Origin of the sequence: Acinetobacter sp. NRRL B-65365 (assembly GCF_001605865.1) — a bacterium.
In the GTDB taxonomy this organism is placed as follows: Bacteria; Pseudomonadota; Gammaproteobacteria; order Pseudomonadales; family Moraxellaceae; genus Acinetobacter; species Acinetobacter vivianii.
Genome location: NZ_LRPD01000067.1, coordinates 12,619 through 34,441 on the forward strand (window position 1 = coordinate 12,619; position 21,823 = coordinate 34,441).

Here is a 21,823-nt window from a genome sequence, read left to right on the forward strand (position 1 = left end):
GCTAAATCTAGCCGTTTTTTTATTATTTCTTCTCTAACCGTAGATAAGGAATAACATTTTATTCAGTATGTTACTCATCTAAAGATCATTAATGCACTTCAAACTCTGCATCGACGGGGTCAAAACGCCAAGTCCGTATAATTCGCAACTCAGAAATATCCTTTTTCATTGCTGCATCAAATGCTCCAAATGGTGCACCACGCCGTACTGATGCTTTAGCAGCTTCATCCAAAACGGAATGCCCCGAACTTTCGATTAAACGAATCGCCCGAATCCCGCCCTCTGCGTTCAGAATCACCATTAAACGGACTTCCCCCGCTAAACGCTGCTGTTTTGCTTCATCTGGATAATAACGGTTACCATACAATTCGACTTTCTGACGAAATTTATCTAGATAGGCAGCGGATGCATCTTGTTTGGCCTGAATGCCATCTACTGTTTTAATGCGTTGTTTACGGCTAAAATTTTGCTGACGTTGTAAATATTGCGCCTCTAAACTGGCCACCATTGCGGCTTTGGCCTGAAACTGGCTTTGTAAATCATCCAGAGTCTTTTTTCGTTCGCTTTGTTCTGCCTGTTTTTGCCAGCTTAAAACGGTCATCAACACTTTTTCTTCAAACTTGAGCTCACGTTTTTGCTGAACTTTTTCCAGACTTTCTAGCTCAGACTCCCCTGTTGTCGCATCTGCTTGCATGGGCGCTGGCATATCGCTCGCCATACGATGCGCTTGACGGAAATCCCCCGAACCGTGTTGATCTGCCTGTGCCAGAAAATCAGCATCTTTGACTTTATCTGTACTTGGACGCACAGTGACTGCAATTTCTTTGGTTGAGGTGTCTGAAGGAGATGGCATAGTAAAATGAATAGCCAACACAGCTCCATGCAGCAGCATTGCCAAAGCAACTGCGCCCACAAAAACTGGATCTTGCCACCAATAAGGAGACAATGCTGAACGAAAATTTATTTTATTCCACATGGTATTAAAGCGACAAAAAATGTCCCATCCCCAACGGTGATAACCGTATAAAAACCAAAACAATATTCAAAATTTTACAAAAATGTGATCCACTTATAGTTACAGTGTTTCCATACCATCATTTTATGAAAATGTAGCAATTAATTTTGCTACACTGCAAGTTAGAAATTTATTTTTATTTTTTAGTTAATACAAAGATCGTGGCATTGCATGACCTATCAATTCACTTTCTGGAACAACTTTTATGCAAACGCTAATCTCATCCGTTTTTAAACGTCTACGTAAAGTTTACCAAAAAGCAGAAGAATTCATCGAAGAAGAAAGAGAGTTTTCGCTTTCACAAGTTTTTGTGAATGCAACCATGGAACGTTATGTCACCGAAAATGTCGACATGATGCAAGACCTGCATGCCGATTTATATGATGGCTGGTTACGCTTATATACGACACTGGATGTGAAAGGCTTACATACCACGCTTTCGGTCGACTTGAAACTGATTCAAATGGAAATGAATCAGAACGTACAATTGATGGTGTTTGAACAGATCAGCAACACTCAGGTGATTGAAGCAAAATTTAAGAATATCTTTCAAAAATGGGGCTTTTACATTGCCATCTGGTATTACCAGAAATTCCGTGAAGAAGATCCACTAGGTAAAATTCTGGAACATTTTGACATCGTAAAGGTTAAAGATGACTTACTTTATCTGGACCTCAACCGTTGGCTAGGCAAGAAAGCAAGTATTATCGAAACACTGAGCAAAGTGCATGTGAATCGTGCCCGTGTTCGCCCAGCAGAACTTATTGTGTGGGGCAACGTCAATCTGGCCGCAATTCTGTCACCTTCAAACGATGACGACTTTGATGAAGACAGTCTGGAAGATACTGAAGTCACTCCAATTCAACAAAAAGCTCCAAACAAATAGCAAATCGATTACTCGGTGGTATGCTGCACCATAACGCATACCACGCATATACACAACTTCATGATTTATACGAAAAATTAACAAGCGCTTAGTAAAAAGCCTGATCTTTTCTTCACAATCTACAAGCATAATAGTCTTAAATCGTAGTGATAATTGAGTGATTGACTTATCAAGGTCACTCAGAGGATAGAATGTTATGACCAAGAAATTATTGAAAGTAGCGGGTATTACCTCTGCGGCCATTCTAAGTGCAAGCTTATCTAGTCATGCATTGGCAATGGCTCCTTTTCAGGCCAGCTATCAATTTAGCTACAACAATAAGAATTTAGGTTCTGCAACACGTACCCTTTCTCAACAAGGCAATAACTGGACGTATAAATTCAGTGCCAAAGCGGGTGCGATTGCATCAGCCTCTGAAACAAGTCAGTTTAATTTTGCCAATAACAAAATTACCTCACAAAACTTTAGCCGTAGCAGCAAGATCCTGATTCACAGCAATACGATGAGTATTAACTTTAATCCAAGCAGTAAAGTTGTGAATACTAAGAAGGATGATCAGACCCGTTCATTTGCATGGCAGGCTGGCGCGCTGGATGAGCTCAATGCCGAGTTGCAAATCCGTGAAGATTTGAAAAATAACTCTCTGAAAAGTAAATATTTGATCGCGGATGCCAAAGCGCTGGATGAGCGCCGTTTTGTGAAACAAGGGACCGAAAGTGTCAAAACACCTTATGGCACATTTAATGCCATTAAAGTAGTCATGCAGCACGATAAACCTGAACGTAATACCGTATTCTGGTTAGCACCAAAACTCGACTATCTGCCAGTAAAAATGGCGCATAATGATGGAAAATCGTCATACGGATTGTTATTAACTGGCTATTCGGGCAAAACAAACTAAGCAACTGGTCAATTTTGGCTTGCATTTTTTTTGATGCTTTTTAAAATATGCCTTTGCTTGAATAAGCATCCGTTTAGAGGATTCTCCCGTGTACGCTTTAGAACAGAAAATCTTAAATGAAGGTATCGTTCTATCTGATCAGGTTTTGAAAGTTGATGCTTTCTTAAACCACCAAATCGATCCTGTGTTAATGCAGCTGATTGGTAAAGAGTTTGCCGCTCGTTTTAAAGATGCAGGTATTACTAAAATTATTACCATCGAAGCTTCAGGTATTGCACCTGCAATCATGGCAGGTTTAGAACTTGGCGTTCCTGTTATTTTTGCTCGTAAATACCAGTCATTAACACTCAAAGACGACCTTTACCGTTCTAAAGTGTTCTCGTTTACCAAACAGACTGAAAGTACCATTGCAATTTCAAACAAGCACATCAGCTCAAGCGACAAAGCGCTTGTGATTGATGACTTCCTTGCAAATGGTCAAGCAGCACTCGGTTTAATCGACTTGATTCACCAAGCCAAAGCTGAAGTGGTTGGTGTGGGTATCGTGATTGAAAAATCATTCCAGCCAGGCCGTGATGTGTTGCTTGAAAAAGGCTACCGTGTTGAATCACTTGCACGTGTGAAGTCTTTAACAGATGGCAAAGTTACTTTTGTCACTGAATAAGATTAAAAATCTAAAAAAAGCGGATGAATTTTCATCCGCTTTTTTTATTTAACAACAATCCCAGTTATAGACGACTTTAGAAAAATCTCGTTTCTTTAAATCTTCTGGGTGAATAAAGAAATTACCAACACCCGAATCTCCCCACATAATATCGTTTTCAGCATCATCAGTATCTAGCTGGAAAAGCAGAATATAGTCTTGAATTTTTTCATTATACTGACGTGGATCAGTTTGAGTAAAAAATGGATAACCGCCTAAACGATGCCCGCTTGCAGAAAGCAATTCATGATAAGGCTCAATAAAATCATTTTCGAAATCGCCACCCTCGAATTGATCTTCAAAATCGTAAAGCTCATCAACATTGAGAATTTTCTTTCCAAAAGCAAAATCTTCCAGACTAATGGCCTGCTCAGCACGCTGAAATTCAATTGAATATTGCCCACTAAAAGGCAAATATGCCTCTTCATCGAACTCAAGCTCTGAAAAATCCTGTTTTAATTGCGTAAGATCTTCAATCACCTGATCAAAATATAAAACCTTAAAGCCCGATTGCAGCTGTTGATCATCAAAGTTCATGCCATATAAATCATCGGCAGCAATATAGAACTGCAAAATTCCCGTGTCTGGAAAATGAGGTAAATCTGGAATTTCAGCAAAATTGAACTGCGCCAATAAAACCAAGGGATTGCCATCCGAGTCAACTGGATAGGCGACCTCTAGCGGGAAGTAAGGCTGCCCCCCAATCTTACTTTGCCATAATGCCAAGTCATCACTTGCTGTTAGCTGCATAGAGACCGTCGGCAAAATCGTTGCTGAAATTTTTTCTAGGTATGGATGTAAAGTATTCGGTAAATTCTCAGCTTGAAGATTCATTATGTTGCTTGTCCATGTCGTTATTTATAGAACTTAATATAAAACAAGCAGCTAAATTAAAATAGAGAACAAAGTCTGAACTACGACAATTAATGACGCTCAATTGACCCATTATTTATCACATAAATTCTGATAAGATTAGCCCGAGCAAAATCTGCGATAGGAATGACGATGCGTACATATTTAGACCTTTTACAACATATCCTCGACAATGGCGGCGACAAAGGTGACCGTACAGGAACAGGAACACGTTCAGTATTCGGTCATCAGATGCGCTTTGATCTTTCTAAAGGTTTTCCCTTATTGACCACGAAAAAGGTGCATTTCCGTTCAATCGTGATCGAGCTGCTTTGGTTCCTCAAAGGTGACACCAACGTTCAGTATCTTAAAGATAATAAAGTCACGATCTGGGATGAATGGGCAACTGCCGAACAAACAGCGCGCTTTGGCCGTCCAGAAGGCGAACTTGGGCCTGTTTATGGTCATCAATGGCGTAACTTTGGCGCGACTCAAAATGCAGACAGCAGCTATCAACAAGACGGTTTTGACCAAATCAAATGGCTGATCAATGAAATCAAGACCAATCCAAACTCACGTCGTTTGATCGTGTCAGGCTGGAACCCGAATGAAGCTGGAAAAGTGGCTTTGCCACCTTGCCATACCTTGTTCCAATTTTTTGTACAAGATAACAAATTGTCATGCCAACTGTATCAACGCAGTGCCGATGTCTTCTTAGGCGTACCTTTTAATATTGCCAGCTATGCTCTGCTGACTCATATGATTGCGCAAGTATGCGGGTTAGGCGTTGGCGATTTTGTCTGGACAGGTGGCGACACACATTTATATGCCAACCATTTTGAACAGGCTCAATTACAGCTTTCGCGCGAACCATTGCCATTATGCGAATTAAAGTTAAATCCAGAAATCACCGATATTTTTGACTTTAAATTTGAAGATATTGAAATTGTTGGCTATGAATCACATCCAGCAATTAAAGCACCCGTCGCAGTTTAAAAGATTAGAGAGAATATAAAATGGCATGGCAAGGCACTGAAGTTGTTCACGTAGTTGCGATGGATAAAAATCGCTGTATCGGCAAAGGCAACGCTTTGCCTTGGCATATCTCTGCTGATCTGAAACACTTTAAGGCGATCACACAAGGTGGCGTAGTGATCATGGGCCGAAAAACCCTTGAGTCTATGGGGCGTGCCCTGCCTAATCGTGTCAATTGGGTGATTACACGTGATCCTGAATGGCAGTTTGAAGGGATTAAAGTCGCGCATAGTATCGAAGAGGCATTAAACGGCGCACTTACAGATGCACAACACGCTGAAAAAGCGTCTTTATTTATTATTGGTGGTGGAGAGATTTTTACTCAAACACTTGCCATTGCAGATCGCCTAGAGTTAACCCATGTGGATCTTGATGTTCAAGGCGATGCGCATTACCCAGAAATCTCTGAGGATTTCCATCAAGTAAACTCAGAACAACATACAGATGAAAAATCTGGTGTGGCTTTCGAGTTTGCGACCTACCAAAAATAATAATGGATCGCATTTGCCATGCATAACATTGGATCACGTGAGTTTTTTATTGCTTTAGGGATTGGACTTTTACACGGTCTATTTACCTTGTGCGTGGTCCTTTCAAGTGTCTGGCTTTGCCTTGCGTTGTGGATTCAACAGCCGCTTGGTACTTTATTTAGCCGAGTTGCTATTGTACTTTGGGGCTTGTTTGCACTGAGCCTGCTTGGCGTATATTTCAGCGGTCATCTCATCAGCCGTCGTACTGATATCATTATTTATTGTGTTGCTTTTGCTTGCTCATTGTTTTGGTATTTTTCTATCGAAGCCAGACAAGATCGTGACTGGAATCCAGAAGTTGCAGAACAGCTTAGCTATAGCAGACAGGGTGATCTGGTTACCTTACATAAAGTTCGTAACTTTGACTGGCATGCAGATGGGACTTATGACATCCACTGGGAAGATCGCACCATTGACCTGAACAAGATTACAGGGATCAATGTCATCACTTCCTACTGGATGGGCCCTCAGATTGCACATACGCTGGTGAGTTTTGATTTTGCAGATCAAAAGCCTCTGGTATTTTCAATTGAGATCCGCAAAGAGAAAGGCGAAGATTTTTCTGCGATTGGCGGATTCTTCCGTAAATATGAACTCAGCTTAGTCGCTTCAGACGAAAAAGATATTGTGTATACACGCAGTAATATTCGTCATGAACAGGTTTATTTATTCCCGGTTAAAATGCCTGCGGCAGAGCGTAAAGCCCTGTTTATTGAATATCTGAATCAGGCTGATGAGCTCCGCAGTGAAGCAAAATGGTACAACACCTTAACCAGTAATTGCACAACGCTGGTTTTTGATATGGTACAGGCCATTAATCCACAAAAATTACCAAAAGATTATCGCTTATTGGCTTCAGGTTATTTACCGAATTATCTCTATGACTTGAAGGCGCTCAATCAAAATTACAGTATGAATGAATGGTATCGTCTGGCGCACATCAATCCACGTGCCGAACAGTACGATCAGCAGTCCAATAAAAGTAGCGAGCATTTCTCAGATGTAATTCGCTCAGGCATTCCAAAAGTTGAGTGATTTTTCCACTAATTTTATTAAAAGTATCTGAACATTTACAAAAGGATACGCAATATACCGTTCAGCTCCACGGTTTTTTATTTTAATAACGCTTATAGAAACACAATGATTCGGATTTAAAATCTTATGTTAAAGCCTCTTTTAGCTTCTTGTACTTTGGCAATTGCCGTAGCAATGACGGGCTGTGCAAGCTCAGAATCTCTCCAGACTTCACCAAATGCATCTCAAAAACAAAGCATTGATTTGTACAACCGTACTTGGATTGCAACTCAGATTAATGGTGTTGAAGTCAAAACTAATGATCTTTCGAATAAACGCCCTGCGATCCAGTTTGATGCTAAAGCGAAACGCTTCTTTGGTGCAGATGGATGTAACCAGATTCAAGGTACCTTTGAAAGCCAAGGCGCTGTATTACGTTTAGGTCCAATTGCATCAACCATGATGGCTTGTCTAGGCAATGACAACAGTGCGCTTTCTCGCCAATATAGCCATGCTTTGGCAAGCACAACCAGTTATGAACTAAAAGGACATGAGTTGAAGTTCCTTGATGCTTCAGGACAGGTACTCGTAAGTTTCGTAACTGTTATCCAACCGCTACCTTAATGCGATGATGATAAAAGTAAAAGCTCGTTTCAAACACGGGCTTTTACTTTTTGAGCACTTCGTTTAATTTAGTAGCATTCTTAAAATTAAAAATTGGGAAGTTTTATGCAACAGGCAATGTTAGGTGGTGGATGCTTTTGGTGTGTAGAAGCCGTATTTCTACAACTTAAAGGCGTTGAAAAAGTGGTGAGTGGCTATGCGGGCGGGATTACCCAAGATCCGACCTATGAGCAAGTCTGTCAGGGTAATACACAACATGCCGAAGTGATTCTGATTGATTTTGATGAGCAGCAGATCAATTATACCCAATTGTTGAATGTATTCTTTACCACTCATGATCCAACAACATTAAACCGTCAGGGTAATGATATTGGCACACAATACCGTTCTGTAATTTATTACTTCGATAATGAGCAAAAGCAGCAAGCTGAGCAGGTCATTCAGAGTTTAGAAGATGAAGGCCTCAATATTGTGACTGAACTCAGTCCAGTACCAACCTTCTACCCTGCTGAGGAATATCATCAGAATTTCTTTGCTCGTAATCCATCACAAGGTTATTGCAACTTTAGTATTCCACCTAAGCTTTCTAAACTCCGAGCCAAGTATCTTGACCTGCTCAAAGATGAATAAGCAATAAAAAAGCAACTCACCGAGTTGCTTTTTTATTGCGATCACGCTGTCTTAGTTTTCACTAACAAACGCAATATCACTTAAGCCTGCTTCACTGGCACGCGACATCACTTGTGCAACCGTATCATATTTTGATTCTTTATCTGCACGTAACTGCACTGTCGGTTTAGTCTGAGCCTGACCCGCTTCCTGGAAACGCTTCTCTAGCTCGTCTAAGCTAATGATTTGCGCATCCCAAGCCACTTCACCTTTGTTATTAATACTGATGGTGATTGCTTTTGGTGGTGGATCAACAATTTCAGCAGTTGTTTTTGGTAAACTTAATGGAATTGATGGGTTAGCAACCGTTGCTGTGACTAAAAAGATAATCATCAATACCAACATAATGTCGATCAGAGGAATGAGATTCATCTCATTCATGCCACTGTCGTGGTCTTCACCCAATTGAAAGCCCATCTTAAGCTTGACCTCCAACTAAACTTTGTTGAGTCGCTTTAGTTTCTGTTTTTGCCGCTGTTTCTTGCTGCAACATGGTATCGATTAACAGGCTGTGTGCTTGATCTTGTAAATCATGTGCCAAACCACGGTTAAAACGTACACAAATGTTATAAGCCATTACCGCTGGAATCGCCACTGCAAGACCAAGACCTGTCATGATCAAGGCTTCACCTACTGGTGTTGCAACCTGAGCTAAACCAGCCTGTCCGCTTTTACCTACGGCAACAAGCGCATGGAAAATCCCCCACACTGTACCGAATAAACCCACAAACGGTGCCAATGAAGCGATTGTTCCAAGAACTGATACACCTTTTTCTGCTTGAGATTTCTCAGCAGAGATTTGGCGAAGTAATGCTTGTTCAGCAACAGCTTTACGTTGTTCAAACGATAAAGGCTGTAACTTAGATTTAAGCGCCGCCAAAGCTTGCACCAGCTGGTTATAAGCCTGTTGTTTTAACTGGCGTGTTCCTAAAATGCGCAGAATGAAAATAGTCCACGTTGCAATCGACATTGCTAATAGGATGAAATACAGTGTTTTACTTACTGCATCTGCATGTTGCCAATAAACTGAAAAGTTCATATACGAACTCCTGATTTAATTTGCTACAAAGGCTAAGAGGAACTCTTCACTAGCTCTAATGGAAGATCACCATTAATAGCTCGCCCATCTTTAGTTGGTTTAAATTTCGCTCTTCGTACTGCTTTGAGTACGATGTCATCTAGTTTCGGTAAACCAGTTGATTTTTTTACCGTTACACTCAAAATTTTGCCTGAAGGCTCAGCTTCGATATGTACAATAATCGTCCGCTCACTACCTTCTAAGTCTGTATCTTTATATGAAGGTGCAGGTTTTCTAGACCAAGATACTTCACCGGGTGCAATAGGCTGGCTCTTTCGAGCATCTTCCTGTGCTTTTTGCTCTCTTTGAGCTTGCTCACGAGCCTGCTGTTCCCTTAAAGCCTGTTCACGAGCCTGCTGCTCTTTCAACATTTGTTCACGTTGAAGCTGTTCTAATCTCTGTTTTTCCAACTCTTGCTGTTTCTTTAATTTTTCTTGAGTATCATCCTGTTGAATAACCTTTGGCTCTACCTTTTGTACTTTCTGGGCAATAACTTTTGGCTTTTCAACTGGCTTAGGCTCTACCTTCTTCTCTACAGGTTTAGGTTCTACCTTAGGCTTGATCGGCTCTACTTTTACAGGAGGTGGCGGTACATCTTCTTTAATTGTTAAAAAGCGTACTTTTAATGGCTCTTTCTCGACGGGCTTAAGCTCCATCGTTTTCATGTGGCTAACCGCCCACAGAACTCCTACATGTCCAATCACAACCGCAACTAAGGCAGTGATGATTTTCTTTTTCATCGGGTGTGGCGTGTTGAATGTAGCAGGAGATTGACTCATAAGAATCTAAGTACCTAATAGATGGTGGCGCTTTCAAAAAAGCGATTTCACTCATCGGATAGAACAATGAAAGTGCCGTAATAATAAATGAGAAGTGTTTTCATTTGCAACCGTTTTTTCTTGTATATTTGCTAAGCTTTTAAAAATAGGCATAAAAAAAACATGCCTGACGGCATGTTCTTCTTTATATAGCGGAGCAAATGTTTTTATTAGAAAACCACAGTCTTGTTACCATCAACAATAATACGGTCTTCTAAATGCCATTTCACAGCGCGTGCCAAGACATTACGCTCAACGTCTTCGCCTAACTCACGTAGCTGTTCAACATTGTAATCATGACTGACACGTTCAACATCTTGTTCAATAATTGGGCCTTGATCGAGATCAGCAGTCACATAGTGTGCTGTTGCACCAATCAGCTTCACGCCTTTCTCATAGGCTTGCTTATATGGATTTGCACCCACGAAAGCTGGCAGGAATGAATGGTGAATATTGATGATCTTCATTTCCCATTTCGCAACAAAATCTTCGCTCAGAATCTGCATATAGCGCGCCAAGACCAATAAATCGTTGCCTTGCATCATTTCATCGATCTGAGCGTAAGCTTCAACTTTATTGTCTTTATTGACAGGCACAACGTGGAAAGGAATACCGAAGTTTTCAACCGCTTCACGCAAATCTGGATGGTTTGAAATCACTTGGGTAATTTCACATGGTAATGAACCACGCGCATGACGCCACAACAGTTCTAATAAAGCATGGTCAACTTTCGAAACCAGAATACCGACTTTTTTCAACTCGCCAACGAAATTCAATTTCCATTGCATTTCATAACGCTCAGCCACATTTGCAGCAAAAGTCTGCATTAAGGCTTCTTTACGAGATGGCAAGTTATCAAGTTCAAACTCAACACGCATGAAGTAACGCCCGCCCTGAGCTTCTGTTGCGTACTGATCAAGTGCGGTAATGTTTGCTCCCTGATGATACAAAAAGCTCGATACGGCTTGCACGATCCCCGGCTTGTCTTCACAAGTAATCAGTAATCGCGCTGTGTGGGCTGTAGTCGTGTTCATTTGGTTAATATCACTTATTCGAATCAAATTAAAATCAAGCCGAGCATTCTAACCCTTTTTTGCCCTTGACTAAATAGCTAAGGCTCACTCGTCGTCATTTTTAAGATTAGATAAGCTGGCAAACAGGTCTGATGGCCCCAGTGATTTCAATAATTGTTCATAAGTCTGGCGGCTTTCACCCATCAAATATGGCCCTTCTAGGAACACCATTTGACGTAAGGCTTGCCATACCCATTTTTCTTCCAGACGATTGTTATCACTGATATGACCAGACATATACAAGAAATTAGTCCAGTTAGTGAGCACAATCCACAGGTTAATAATCAAGGCTTCGATTTCAGAATCGGTCATTTTCATCAGACCCGCATCCACAAAGGCACGATAAATTTTTTGCCCCTGCTGCATCACCTGCCCTGCAAAACGCGGATAGATTTTTCTAAAGTCTTCATTATTTTCAACCAGATGATACACATCACGGTGAATAAACCGATATGCCCACAACTGATTGCTCAGCACCTGAAAATAACTAATTTTATCATTGGCATTCAATGGACGATCTGTCGGTAAGGCCAGCATTTCCAAGGTTTCAGCCTGATATTGCTGCGCCAGCTCCTTGATAATTTCCTGTTTATTACGGAAATGGTAATACAGGTTGCCTGGACTAATCCCCAGCTCAGCCGCAATATGGTTGGTTGTGACCGAACGCTCTCCACGCTCATTAAACAACTGCAAACTGATTTGCAAAATACGATCTTTTGTTTTGTTCGGTTTAGCGTGTGACATTGATTTTAACCATCTATAACATTATCAATAGGTTATAAAACAAACCTATAAAGCGACTTGACACTTTAGAGTATTTACTCTAAAAATTAAAAAATAATAAGCTTTCTTTTGGTCCACTCCTATGAACAGTCAAACAAAAACAACCGCTATGACACCTCATGTTGATGTGAAACGGCTACATGATTTGCTTGAGCAGCAAAAAGCAGCTTACCAACGCCATCCTGTACCAAGCGCCAAAGAACGTCTTGAACGCTTAGCTCGACTTAAAAGTATCTTGGTAAAATATCAAGATCAATTTGCTAACGCAATTAATCAAGATTATGGCAACCGTGCCATTATGGAAACTAAGATCGGCGAAGTCCTGACTTGTCTAGAACATATCAAATACTATAGCAAGAACTTGACGGAATGGATGAAGCCATCTAAACGCCATATCAGCATGTTACACCAACCAGCAAAAGGCTGGGTAGAATATCAGCCATTGGGTGTTATCGGCATCATTGCGCCATGGAACTATCCACTACTGCTTTCGGTCGGCCCACTGATCTGTGCGCTGGCCGCAGGCAACCATGCCATGATCAAAATATCGAGCGCATCGTCAAACTTTGGTTATGTACTTGAGAATGCCCTTTCAGAAGCATTTCCTCAAGAACTCGTCGCGGTGGTGAATGGCGGCGGTGTAATTTCAGATGCATTCAGTCATCTTGCTTTTGACAAAATGATTTTCACAGGCTCAACCTCTGTGGGTAAAACTGTTATGGCAGCGGCGGCTGAAAATCTGGTGCCTGTGATTTTAGAATTAGGTGGCAAATCACCTGCACTGGTTCATTCAGCTATGAATATTCGTGATGTGGCACAACGTATCGCAGTGGGTAAACTCTGGAATGCAGGTCAAACCTGTGTTGCGCCTGACTATATGTTCCTGCCTAAAGGCAAAACTGCCGAGTTCACCAAGCACTACAATGACTTTGTGACCGCGATGTATCCAAGCTTGCGTGATAATAATGACTATACTTCTATTATTAATGACAAGCAGTACAACCGCCTGCAAGGTTATCTGGAAGATGCCCGTGATCAAGGTGCCAATATTGTTGAGCTCAATGCCAAAAGTGAATCTCTGACCGAAGTTCGTAAAATTGCGCCCACCTTATTAACAGGCGTGACTACTGAAATGGAAATTATGAAGCATGAGATCTTTGGTCCAATTCTTCCTATTCTGGAATACGACCATATCGATGATGCACTGCAGTTCATTAATAGTCGCCCACGTCCACTCGCCTTCTATTACTTCGATACGGATAGTGCACGTGCAGATTATGTCGCAGGTCGCACGCATTCAGGACACTTTGGTATTAATCAGACGCTGACTCACGTCGCGCAGGATGATTTACCATTTGGTGGTATTGGTGCGTCAGGTATGGGCAAATATCATGGCAAGGAAGGTTTCTTTAGCTTCTCACACGAACGCTCAATGATGTCGAATCCAGTTAGCCCTAAACTTTACAGTTTAAAATTCATCCTGCCGCCTTATAATAAAGCAACCCATAAGCTGCTTTTAAAAACACTATTTCGCTAGAAAAGGGCTGTTAGCATATTAACAAACCCTCACTTGGTTAAGGCATGATCTATCACACCAGATGATGCCTTGTTTTTACCAAATTCGCTTGTCTTTTAATCGTATTTTTGGTATAAAACGCCCCTTGAATGATTTCATCCGTTTACTTGAATGGCTAGTTGCACGAAATTGTGCTGTATAAACTAGCAATGGAGTTCACCATGTCTAAGGTTTGCCAAGTTACCGGCAAGCGTCCTATCGTTGGTAACAACGTGTCGCACGCAAACAACAAAACCAAACGCCGGTTCGAGCCGAACCTGCACCACCACCGTTTTTGGTTAGAAAGCGAAAAGCGTTTTGTACGTCTTCGTTTAACCACTAAAGGTATGCGTATTATTGATAAATTGGGTATCGAGAAAGTTGTTGCTGATCTCCGTGCTCAAGGTCAAAAGATCTAAGGAGTCTGAACAATGCGTGATAAGATTCGCCTCGTTTCTACAGCTGGTACAGGTTATTTCTATACCACTACTAAGAACAAACGTACTATGCCGGAAAAAATGGAAATCAAAAAATTTGATCCAAAAATCCGTCAACACGTAATTTTCAAAGAAGCTAAAATTAAATAATTTTAGTTCTTTAAAAAAACGGCTTCTTTTGAAGTCGTTTTTTTTGCCCTAAAAAAGCGGTATAAATAGAAAAAGAAATGAATAAATCACTTACATAATTTTTTTTGATAATTAAAAAAATTATCATCAACAAATTCGATTTTAGTTGTTACAATTTATTCGCTGTTTTCTTGGCATGTTTTATGCTCATTTATTTCTACCTTAACCGCAACGATTAAGGAGCTCCGATGCCACATGATGTTGATTTAATTATATTACTTGCTGTTGGTTTTGGTATGGCCCTTATTTTTGGCTATATCGCAGCACGTCTACGCCTCCCCCCTCTAATTGGCTATCTCGTTGCCGGCATTATCATTAGTCCCAATACGCCCGGTGTCGTCGGTGATATCCAGCTTGCCAATCAGTTGGCCGAACTCGGGGTCATGTTCCTCATGTTCGGCGTTGGGATGCATTTCTCCCTCAAAGATTTACTCCAAGTTCGACGCATCGCCTTACCGGGTGCGATTTTACAGATTGCCGTGGCAACATTACTGGGGGTTGGCGTCTCCATGTATTGGGGTTGGAGCTTTGGTTCTGCATTAATCTTCGGTTTAAGTTTATCGTGTGCCAGTACCGTTGTATTACTCAAAGCATTAGGCGATCGAGGTCTATTGGACTCGGTTAACGGAAAAATTGCGGTCGGCTGGCTCTTGGTCGAAGACCTTGTGATGGTATTAGCACTGGTCCTTCTCCCTGCAACGGCGGTATTGCTTGGTGGACAGGCACTTCCCGGAACAGATTCATCACAAAGTATTTGGATCACTATCGGGATCACCCTGCTTAAAGTGACGGGCTTTATTGCCTTCATGCTGATTATTGGTAAACGTCTCGTCCCGATGATCATGCAATTTGTGGCACGTCTGGGTTCCCGTGAGCTATTTACTCTGACTGTGGTTGCGGCTGCGGTATCAATTGCTTATGGTTCGTATGCGGTATTTGGCGTATCAATGGCACTTGGCGCCTTCTTTGCGGGGATGGTCGTTAAAGAGTCTGACTTTAGTCACCGTGCCGAAGAAGAGACCCTACCATTACGTGAAATCTTCTCGATTTTATTCTTCGTTTCAGTCGGTATGCTGTTCGATCCAAGTATCTTGGTCGAAGCACCATTAAAGATTTTAGCAGTTGTTGCCATCATTATGGTGGGTAAGACCTTGGCTGCGATGGCTCTGGTACTTTTCTTCCGCTATCCGATTAATACCGCTTTAACGGTAGGTGCAAGTTTGGCTCAGATTGGGGAATTCTCTTTCATTCTGGCAACACTGGGCTTATCACTCGGTTTACTCACACCTGATGCGCAAAACCTGATTCTTGCAGGTGCGTTATTCTCGATTACCCTCAACTCATTTGTGTTCTCTGCAATTGAACCTGTGCAACGCTGGATTCGTGAGCGCTCGCATTTGGCTCGTTTACTGGAACGTAGTGGTGATCCACTGGCAATGCTCCCAGATGAGGTAGATCAGGCCTACCTGCGCGATCAGGTGGTGATTATCGGCTATGGTGGCGTAGGTCGTCGTATCAGTGAAAATCTGATGCAGCAAAACATCAAAGTGGTGATTGCAGAAGAAAATCGGGAAATCGTTGAAAAATTACGTACTCAAGGCATTGCTGCGGTGAGTGGTGAAGCCACTGAACCGAATGTCTTGATTCAGGCACATATTCAACATGCCCGTCTGCTGGTGATTTCACCGATGGATATTTTAGATATTCATCGTATCGTGGATATTTCCAAACAGCTCAACCCTGAAATTCAGGTCTTGATTTGTGCAGAAAGCAAAGAAGAAGCTGTAATTATCCGTGAGGAAAACATCGGTGAAGTGTTCTATGCGAAAGAAGAAATGGCGAAGAATATGAGTCACCATATTCTAAATCAGATCGAACTTGCCCATCAGTCCGAAGCACATTAAGAAATTTCTAAAAATGAAAAAGCGTACTCAAGGTACGCTTTTTCATTTTTCAGGATTAGCTAAAATGTGAAGGTTGCTCGTCTAGCACTTCTGCTTGCCACTGATTCATCTGCTTTTCCAGTAATCCAAACAAAGCCGCTTGAATCATATGCTGTGCCACGGTTGGCGTCTGGTCTCCGAGAATGGCTTTCACCTCGTCACTAAACTGAATCTTGACTAAAGGCTCATTTTCAGAACCCGCATTGCGCAAAGCAAGCTCACCACCTTCGAGTTGAACCAATTCAAGAATTGCTTCCTGATTACCAAATAATTCTTTTAACTGTTGCATTGACATAAATTTTCTCCATGTTTCAACATGGTGGCAAAGTATTTGGCACTTTGCGCTCTCACGTCTTATTTATATAAGTGCTGATGCGGTAGATTTCAAGTCGCTTTAAAGTTTCGACTTAGAACTCCACCATTTCATTACGAAAACCATCAATTAAGTGACTTAATTCACGGTGCCATTCACGTAAGATTTTGGCATCAGGCAACCATGCTTGCGGACTTTGGGTCACCTTAATAATCAGATTAGAAGACGTTTCATTTTCTGGTTCTGGCGCAGAGGGCTCAGGCGCATACTGACACATTCGATATGCACGCTTCAATTCAGCGACAAAACCATCTTTTGCCAGTTGTTGTAATACCAGAATTTCTGGAGAGACCTGCCCTTTATCTGCCATATGTTCTTCAATCGACTTAAAGGTCGGTTGCAAATCATTGAGACGATAATAGCGAACCAGCTCCTGCAAAAACGCTAATATTGCGCCATGTAAATGAAAGACAGCAGCTTCACGATAGGCCTGCGCCTGCTGAATATGTTCTGTTTGCTCAGCTTGTTGACATGCGAGACGAGCGAAATACAGTTTCTGATTGGTACGATCTGCATGATAACGAGCAACACGGGACATAATATTTTCCTTAAAAACCCTTTCTCTTGGATAGCTTAAGATTAAATGCTTTAATGATAAAATCAATATCCTTTTGAGCCTGTCCATGCGTCATATCAAACAAGCCATCCTGAGCTTAATATGCTGTATGGCAATTTCAACAACTTATAGCTGTGAACCCACAGGCTTAGACTGGGAAAAACTTTATACAGATTATGATATCAACAGCGATCAAATGATTGATATAAGAGAATGGACAAAACTGATTGAGCTTAGAGGACAGTCCGTTTCTTGGCAGAAACAATTCTTCTCGCTAGACCATAAACGAATAAAAATTTTTAAATCACTCGACCAAAATAATAATGGCCTGATTGATCAGCAAGAAATCACCAACATTTACCACTACTTTATCAATCCCTGCCAAAATAAATAATTTTCGGGCAATCAGTTTGATATCAATCCTTCAAGATCGAGTTCAAGCATATACAGTTTTCGCTGGGCCAAACAGGCAACAGGTTGAGAAAAGGGACGAACGTTACTCGTTGTCCAGGCAAAATATCCTTCTGCCCAATATGATGCACAGGCTGCCTCTATTTCATCTGCTTGCCAGACATGTATCGACTCAATATCCACCAAGGCCAAAGCTCGGCCGATCTCTTGCTCTCCTTCGTTCCGAAGAAAATGCTGATTTTCGACAATAACAAGATTTTTAAGCGGAATAGTTTAAGGTTGCCATGAGCGAATCTCCAAGGTTTTCAGTCCTTGAACAATCCGCTCAGCACTAGGCGCAACAACCGATAAAGCGGTATATTGCTTTAACATACAGAATTAAGATTAAGCTTGATCTTCTGCAATTTTCACACGGATGCCATAGTTTTTTACTTTCAAGGTATTTAAACCTTTCACTGCTTTGACCGCTTCACGTGGATTCGGCATTTCAACAAAACCAAAACCTTTTGATTTTCCTGTTTCAGCATCTTTAACCACCACACAAGAATCGACTTTGCCATAGGCTTTAAACAAGTCGAGCACTTCTGCATCGGTCACGCTACGATCTAAATTACGAACTAAAATTTTCATGCTAAAACCTAAAACATGATTCACCATCAAATCAGTGAATCAAAAATAAATTGAATCTGGGTAGTTTAATCGAAATCGATCCCAAAACCTAAATTGATTGCAGCCGATCGCGAGCGACTGGCTTGCCCATAAGCACGGGGAATATCACGATGGATCTGGGTCTCAACTAAATGTTGAGGTAAATCATTCAGAAAATAACTTTCTATTTTGCGCCCTAACTCATCATATTGATCATGTGCCCACAAGTTTAAATTCTGTTTCGTCAAAATTAATTCATTTTCAGCTCGCGTCAAGGCAACATACAGTACACGACGTTCCTCTTCCACATCATCAAAATCACCCTGTGCGCGTGCATGTGGATATTGTGTTGGAGAGACATGAGGTACATAACAGACTTTTTGCTCGGCACCTTTAGCCGAATGGATGGTAATCAACGTCACCAAATCCTGATCTGGGGTTTTATCAATTTCTGAGACGGAGATTGGATCGAGTACATACTCCTCCAGAAATTCTCCAAGTGAACTGTGCTTACGCGCCAGTTGCTTAACCAAGTCAAAATCTTTGACACGACGTGTCCAGTCTTTGGTTTTATAATTATTTTCCAACTGTTCATTCAATGCATCTAGCGCCAGCCCAATGCAGGCTTCGACATGTTGCTGCAACACATCCAGTTGCATCAAGATCAGAATGGCCTGTTGCGGTACTTTGCCATGACGCTCTAAACGCTGGCAACGTGCCTCAATATCGGGCAGTTGAATCAGTTCCTGAGCCAATTTACTGGCACCGACATCACCCACTCCATCCCAGAGCGTCAGAAAGCGCATCCATGCCAGATCGTCCTGCGGATTGACACTGACACGAAGTAGACTCAATACATCTTTAACATGTGCCGATTCGAGCAGTTTCACCCCACCAATAAAGCGGTATGGAATATTTGCTGCAATCAAAGCCCCTTCCAGATAACGTCCACTAAAACCTGAACGTAACAGCACCATATGCTCTGCCCATGCAGCACCTTGCATATGACGTCGGTTTAAATCCTGAATAATCCAGTTTGCTTCTTCAAACTCATTGCTCAAGATATGCAACTGAGGCTTTAAGCCCTTACAGCGATATGCTTGCAGATGCTTGTCATACTCAATCGGACTTTGATCCAGCAACCAATTGGATAAATCCAGAATACCTTGCGTGGAACGATAATTCATTTCCAGCGTCAGCACTTCGGCATCAGGCACACGTTCTTTAAAATGATGGATATTTTCAAAATCGGCCCCACGGAAGCCATAAATCGATTGTGCATCATCGCCGACACAAAACAGTTTCACCTTGCCGACCAAAGGTTGTAGCAAAGCCCATTGCAAAGGATTGGTGTCCTGCATTTCATCGACCAGTAACGCTGAACAGAAGCCTGTGACCCATTTCACCAACTCAGGTGAATTCTGCAAATGCACTGCGACAATCGACAAGATGTCATCATAATCAAGAAAATTGCGCTCTTGCTTACGTTGCTCATACGCTTTCATCAGTTCCGCAATTTGCGCCTTGTACTCAACCGCTTGCGGCAACTGCTCCAACAAAGCATCTGAAAGTTTGGTCTTGGTATTACGAGCATAAGAATACAGATCACATAACTCAGCCGCTTTAGGCAACACGTTGCCCTTATCTTTTCCGCGTAATAAACGGAACATCAGCAATTGATCATCACGGTCAATAATGCTGAACTGGCTCAGACCAAAAGCGCGCGGATTACGACGTAGCAAATACATGCAAAAGGTGTGGAAGGTGGAAGCACGCAAACCTTTGGCCTGTGCCCCCATGTGCTGCTCGACACGGGTAACAATTTCACTTGCGGCCCGACGGGTAAAGGTCAGAATCTGGATCTGCTGGGCAGGCAAACCCTGATCAATTAAATATGCCGATCTCGCCACAATTGTTTTTGTTTTACCACATCCCGCTCCTGCCAGAACCAGACAGTTTTGTGCAGTCGTGGTGGCAGCCTGTTTCTGTTGTGGATTCAGTTCATCAATTAGCTTGGCAAGCGTCATACAATCGGTCAATTAAAAACGAATCGATATTTTAACAGACTAAACCCATGCAAATGTTTCTTGCTACAAAACAAAAAGAGCATGCGTTATGCATGCTCCAAAATTCTAAATAATGACTTATACGCTGGTCAAGCTATGCGGCAATTGCTTAATCGCTCCCGCAAAAGTCAGATAGTTGATGCCTTGAAATAAAATATCAATCGCAAGGAACATTCCCAGCACCCAGAACGGTGAATCAGGAGATGAGAGGATCAGAATCCCGGTGAGTAAAGTTAATATGCCTGAAAATAGCACCCAGCCCCAACCAGAAACGGGTCTCAGAATAAATGCATTTACCGTGCGGATAATCCCTGCAATAATCAGGGCAATGGCCAGAAAACTGGTTAATACCACCGCAGTAATCACAGGTGTCGTAAATGCAAAATAACCTGCTACTAGATATAGCACGCCAAATAATGCCCACAACCAGCGCGTACCACCTTTAAAAATGGTAAATGCAGCAATAAAATGCAAAATACCGCCTAGCATCATCAATACGCCAAATAGAAGTACGGCAGACAAGGTGGCGAATGGTAACGCAGCTAAAAGAACCAAGCCAAAAATAACCAATAAAACGCCCAATAACAGATACCATTTACGATCAGCGTGTAGCTGATTGCGAATCAGGTCGTTACCCACTGTTTTCATCATTATTTACTCTTTTATCATCAATGTTATAAGCCTATATTGGGCCTGTTCAGCACTAAATTCTGTATAAGGCATGTTGAAAATTAATGACGGAATGTCAGAAAACTTGTGTTTTATTTCATATTTTTGAGCGTTCTGTTTAATGCTATGGATAAATCTGAACTTATCCACAATTTACTTCACCCAACCCACTTCTCTGGCCGTTAAAATACTGATCACCGTTTCATTCAGGTCATTTGGCATTTTACTTTTGTGTTCAGACAGTGGAATTCTTCCTCCCATAATTTCTGCTTCAGTCTGAGGATACAAAGGTTGCCGATCTGCTTGGGCATAACCGATGGGGAAAATAGGCTCACCATTACTCAAATTATATTTGTCTGTCGCGCCAAACCCGTGTAGTAACTCATGCACCAACACGACATTATTCTGTGCGGCCTGTTTGGATGAGGCAAATAAGTTCACCGAGCCAATCCGCCCACGTTCCAGCGCAGTCGAATGCTTCAGTTCCCGACTCTGCTTAGGATCGTAAAAATTCAGATATAAGGTCAAACTCGGAGAGCCATCCACAGACTGATGCTGTTTCCATGCATAGAATCTAAACTTTAGGCTCCACAAGATATTGTTCAAGATACTCGGCTGTTCAGACATCTTTGGGGGTATTTGCTGTAACTCACGTCCAATCTGAACAATGAAATAGCTGCTTTGCCCGCGATACTGCTGGCTATTTTTCTCTAAATATTGTTTTACCTCAGCAAAGTCATCTTGCTGTAATTGTTGAATATAATGCTGTGTAGTCGCTAAACCATCAGCATTAATCGGATGCAATAAAATATGAATCGGTTGATTCCAGTTCTGATTTTGATCACGATAGGCATTTACGGCGACCACTAGCAACACGACCAGCAAAATCGCGACCCGAATATTTTTCCACATCTCATTTCCCCAATAAAAATATATTTCTTGTTTTTCTTAATGCTATAAAAAATGCTAGCAAGTGCTAGCATTTTTTTAAATCT

General features: G+C 41.7%; 26 protein-coding genes and 1 pseudogene. 13 read left to right on the forward strand and 14 right to left on the reverse strand.

Translation table 11 applies throughout. The features are described 5' to 3' along the window. Nucleotides 1–88 precede the first annotated feature (88 nt). Nucleotides 89–976 carry an energy transducer TonB gene (locus AWW72_RS16735; protein WP_062848078.1) on the reverse strand — a complete coding sequence of 296 codons (888 nt, stop codon included), beginning with the start codon at nucleotides 974–976 and terminating at the stop codon, nucleotides 89–91. Nucleotides 977–1,220: 244 nt separating this feature from the next. On the opposite strand from AWW72_RS16735, the gene AWW72_RS16740 reads away from it, so the two are divergent. From AWW72_RS16740 to AWW72_RS16750, 3 genes are all read left to right on the forward strand, one after another. After that, a complete protein-coding gene (locus AWW72_RS16740) occupies nucleotides 1,221–1,901 on the forward strand; it encodes a hypothetical protein (RefSeq protein WP_005255299.1) in 681 nt (226 codons plus the stop codon). Between the two features lie 196 nt (nucleotides 1,902–2,097). Further along, nucleotides 2,098–2,802, forward strand: coding sequence for a DUF3108 domain-containing protein (locus tag AWW72_RS16745; protein ID WP_005255301.1), 705 nt, complete (start codon nucleotides 2,098–2,100; stop codon nucleotides 2,800–2,802). 88 nt (nucleotides 2,803–2,890) lie between these two features. Further along, the gene (locus tag AWW72_RS16750; RefSeq protein ID WP_004774302.1) at nucleotides 2,891–3,466 is read left to right on the forward strand and encodes a xanthine phosphoribosyltransferase; all 576 of its coding nucleotides are present in this window, start codon (nucleotides 2,891–2,893) and stop codon (nucleotides 3,464–3,466) included. Nucleotides 3,467–3,514: 48 nt separating this feature from the next. Here the strand turns inward: AWW72_RS16750 and AWW72_RS16755 are convergent, their stop codons facing one another. After that, entirely contained in the window at nucleotides 3,515–4,339 is an 825-nt protein-coding gene (locus AWW72_RS16755; protein ID WP_062848079.1) for a YwqG family protein, read from the reverse strand. A gap of 171 nt (nucleotides 4,340–4,510) precedes the next feature. Here AWW72_RS16755 and thyA point away from each other — a divergent pair, with 171 nt between their 5' ends. The 5 genes from thyA to msrA all read left to right on the forward strand — a co-directional run bounded on the left by thyA (nucleotide 4,511) and on the right by msrA (nucleotide 8,190). Beyond that, nucleotides 4,511–5,353 carry a thymidylate synthase gene (thyA, locus tag AWW72_RS16760; protein ID WP_004774299.1) on the forward strand — a complete coding sequence of 281 codons (843 nt, stop codon included), beginning with the start codon at nucleotides 4,511–4,513 and terminating at the stop codon, nucleotides 5,351–5,353. Nucleotides 5,354–5,373: 20 nt separating this feature from the next. Beyond that, nucleotides 5,374–5,883: a dihydrofolate reductase gene (locus AWW72_RS16765; protein WP_062848080.1), complete on the forward strand. Its 510-nt coding sequence runs from the start codon at nucleotides 5,374–5,376 to the stop codon at nucleotides 5,881–5,883. A gap of 18 nt (nucleotides 5,884–5,901) precedes the next feature. Further along, a complete protein-coding gene (locus AWW72_RS16770; RefSeq protein WP_062848081.1) occupies nucleotides 5,902–6,957 on the forward strand; it encodes an Lnb N-terminal periplasmic domain-containing protein in 1,056 nt (351 codons plus the stop codon). Nucleotides 6,958–7,083: 126 nt separating this feature from the next. Further along, on the forward strand, nucleotides 7,084–7,560 hold the full coding sequence (locus tag AWW72_RS16775) for an META domain-containing protein (protein ID WP_062848082.1): 477 nt from the start codon (nucleotides 7,084–7,086) through the stop codon (nucleotides 7,558–7,560). Nucleotides 7,561–7,665: 105 nt separating this feature from the next. Continuing rightward, nucleotides 7,666–8,190, forward strand: coding sequence for a peptide-methionine (S)-S-oxide reductase MsrA (gene msrA, locus AWW72_RS16780; RefSeq protein WP_062848083.1), 525 nt, complete (start codon nucleotides 7,666–7,668; stop codon nucleotides 8,188–8,190). 51 nt (nucleotides 8,191–8,241) lie between these two features. Here msrA and AWW72_RS16785 read toward each other — a convergent pair whose 3' ends face one another. The 5 genes from AWW72_RS16785 to AWW72_RS16805 form a co-directional block, all read right to left on the reverse strand. Next, the gene (locus tag AWW72_RS16785; protein WP_004774290.1) at nucleotides 8,242–8,646 is read right to left on the reverse strand and encodes an ExbD/TolR family protein; all 405 of its coding nucleotides are present in this window, start codon (nucleotides 8,644–8,646) and stop codon (nucleotides 8,242–8,244) included. A 1-nt stretch (nucleotide 8,647) separates the two neighbouring features. After that, complete coding sequence (locus tag AWW72_RS16790; RefSeq protein ID WP_004774288.1) at nucleotides 8,648–9,268, reverse strand: MotA/TolQ/ExbB proton channel family protein; 621 nt, start codon at nucleotides 9,266–9,268, stop codon at nucleotides 8,648–8,650. 32 nt (nucleotides 9,269–9,300) lie between these two features. Continuing rightward, the gene (locus tag AWW72_RS16795) at nucleotides 9,301–10,086 is read right to left on the reverse strand and encodes an energy transducer TonB (RefSeq protein WP_062848084.1); all 786 of its coding nucleotides are present in this window, start codon (nucleotides 10,084–10,086) and stop codon (nucleotides 9,301–9,303) included. Between the two features lie 209 nt (nucleotides 10,087–10,295). Then, on the reverse strand, nucleotides 10,296–11,159 hold the full coding sequence (purU, locus tag AWW72_RS16800) for a formyltetrahydrofolate deformylase (RefSeq protein ID WP_004774285.1): 864 nt from the start codon (nucleotides 11,157–11,159) through the stop codon (nucleotides 10,296–10,298). An 84-nt stretch (nucleotides 11,160–11,243) separates the two neighbouring features. Beyond that, the gene (locus tag AWW72_RS16805; RefSeq protein WP_004655980.1) at nucleotides 11,244–11,942 is read right to left on the reverse strand and encodes a TetR/AcrR family transcriptional regulator; all 699 of its coding nucleotides are present in this window, start codon (nucleotides 11,940–11,942) and stop codon (nucleotides 11,244–11,246) included. A gap of 121 nt (nucleotides 11,943–12,063) precedes the next feature. Between AWW72_RS16805 and AWW72_RS16810 the strand changes: the two genes are divergently transcribed. From AWW72_RS16810 to AWW72_RS16825, 4 genes are all read left to right on the forward strand, one after another. Then, complete coding sequence (locus AWW72_RS16810) at nucleotides 12,064–13,518, forward strand: coniferyl aldehyde dehydrogenase (protein WP_062848085.1); 1,455 nt, start codon at nucleotides 12,064–12,066, stop codon at nucleotides 13,516–13,518. Nucleotides 13,519–13,718: 200 nt separating this feature from the next. After that, on the forward strand, nucleotides 13,719–13,955 hold the full coding sequence (rpmB, locus tag AWW72_RS16815; protein WP_004649871.1) for a 50S ribosomal protein L28: 237 nt from the start codon (nucleotides 13,719–13,721) through the stop codon (nucleotides 13,953–13,955). A 12-nt stretch (nucleotides 13,956–13,967) separates the two neighbouring features. Continuing rightward, entirely contained in the window at nucleotides 13,968–14,123 is a 156-nt protein-coding gene (rpmG, locus tag AWW72_RS16820; RefSeq protein WP_003654787.1) for a 50S ribosomal protein L33, read from the forward strand. 227 nt (nucleotides 14,124–14,350) lie between these two features. Beyond that, the gene (locus tag AWW72_RS16825; protein ID WP_062848086.1) at nucleotides 14,351–16,066 is read left to right on the forward strand and encodes a cation:proton antiporter; all 1,716 of its coding nucleotides are present in this window, start codon (nucleotides 14,351–14,353) and stop codon (nucleotides 16,064–16,066) included. Between the two features lie 55 nt (nucleotides 16,067–16,121). Here AWW72_RS16825 and AWW72_RS16830 read toward each other — a convergent pair whose 3' ends face one another. Next, a complete protein-coding gene (locus AWW72_RS16830; protein ID WP_004774280.1) occupies nucleotides 16,122–16,400 on the reverse strand; it encodes a hypothetical protein in 279 nt (92 codons plus the stop codon). A 112-nt stretch (nucleotides 16,401–16,512) separates the two neighbouring features. Beyond that, nucleotides 16,513–17,016, reverse strand: coding sequence for a DUF6586 family protein (locus AWW72_RS16835; protein WP_004774279.1), 504 nt, complete (start codon nucleotides 17,014–17,016; stop codon nucleotides 16,513–16,515). A gap of 85 nt (nucleotides 17,017–17,101) precedes the next feature. Here AWW72_RS16835 and AWW72_RS16840 point away from each other — a divergent pair, with 85 nt between their 5' ends. After that, nucleotides 17,102–17,428, forward strand: a complete 327-nt coding sequence (locus AWW72_RS16840; RefSeq protein ID WP_004774278.1) for an EF-hand domain-containing protein — start codon at nucleotides 17,102–17,104, stop codon at nucleotides 17,426–17,428. A gap of 11 nt (nucleotides 17,429–17,439) precedes the next feature. Here AWW72_RS16840 and AWW72_RS19235 read toward each other — a convergent pair. The 5 genes and pseudogenes from AWW72_RS19235 to AWW72_RS16860 form a co-directional block, all read right to left on the reverse strand. Further along, nucleotides 17,440–17,817 (reverse strand): annotated as a pseudogene (locus AWW72_RS19235) (ASCH domain-containing protein). 12 nt (nucleotides 17,818–17,829) lie between these two features. Beyond that, a complete protein-coding gene (locus AWW72_RS16845; RefSeq protein WP_032810903.1) occupies nucleotides 17,830–18,075 on the reverse strand; it encodes an RNA recognition motif domain-containing protein in 246 nt (81 codons plus the stop codon). 65 nt (nucleotides 18,076–18,140) lie between these two features. Then, nucleotides 18,141–20,120 (reverse strand): ATP-dependent helicase, encoded by a 1,980-nt coding sequence (locus AWW72_RS16850; RefSeq protein WP_062848087.1) that lies wholly within the window; start codon nucleotides 20,118–20,120, stop codon nucleotides 18,141–18,143. A gap of 117 nt (nucleotides 20,121–20,237) precedes the next feature. Further along, on the reverse strand, nucleotides 20,238–20,810 hold the full coding sequence (locus AWW72_RS16855; protein WP_062848088.1) for an HdeD family acid-resistance protein: 573 nt from the start codon (nucleotides 20,808–20,810) through the stop codon (nucleotides 20,238–20,240). A 171-nt stretch (nucleotides 20,811–20,981) separates the two neighbouring features. After that, nucleotides 20,982–21,740, reverse strand: a complete 759-nt coding sequence (locus AWW72_RS16860) for a hypothetical protein (protein ID WP_062848089.1) — start codon at nucleotides 21,738–21,740, stop codon at nucleotides 20,982–20,984. Between the last annotated feature and the right edge of the window lie 83 nt (nucleotides 21,741–21,823).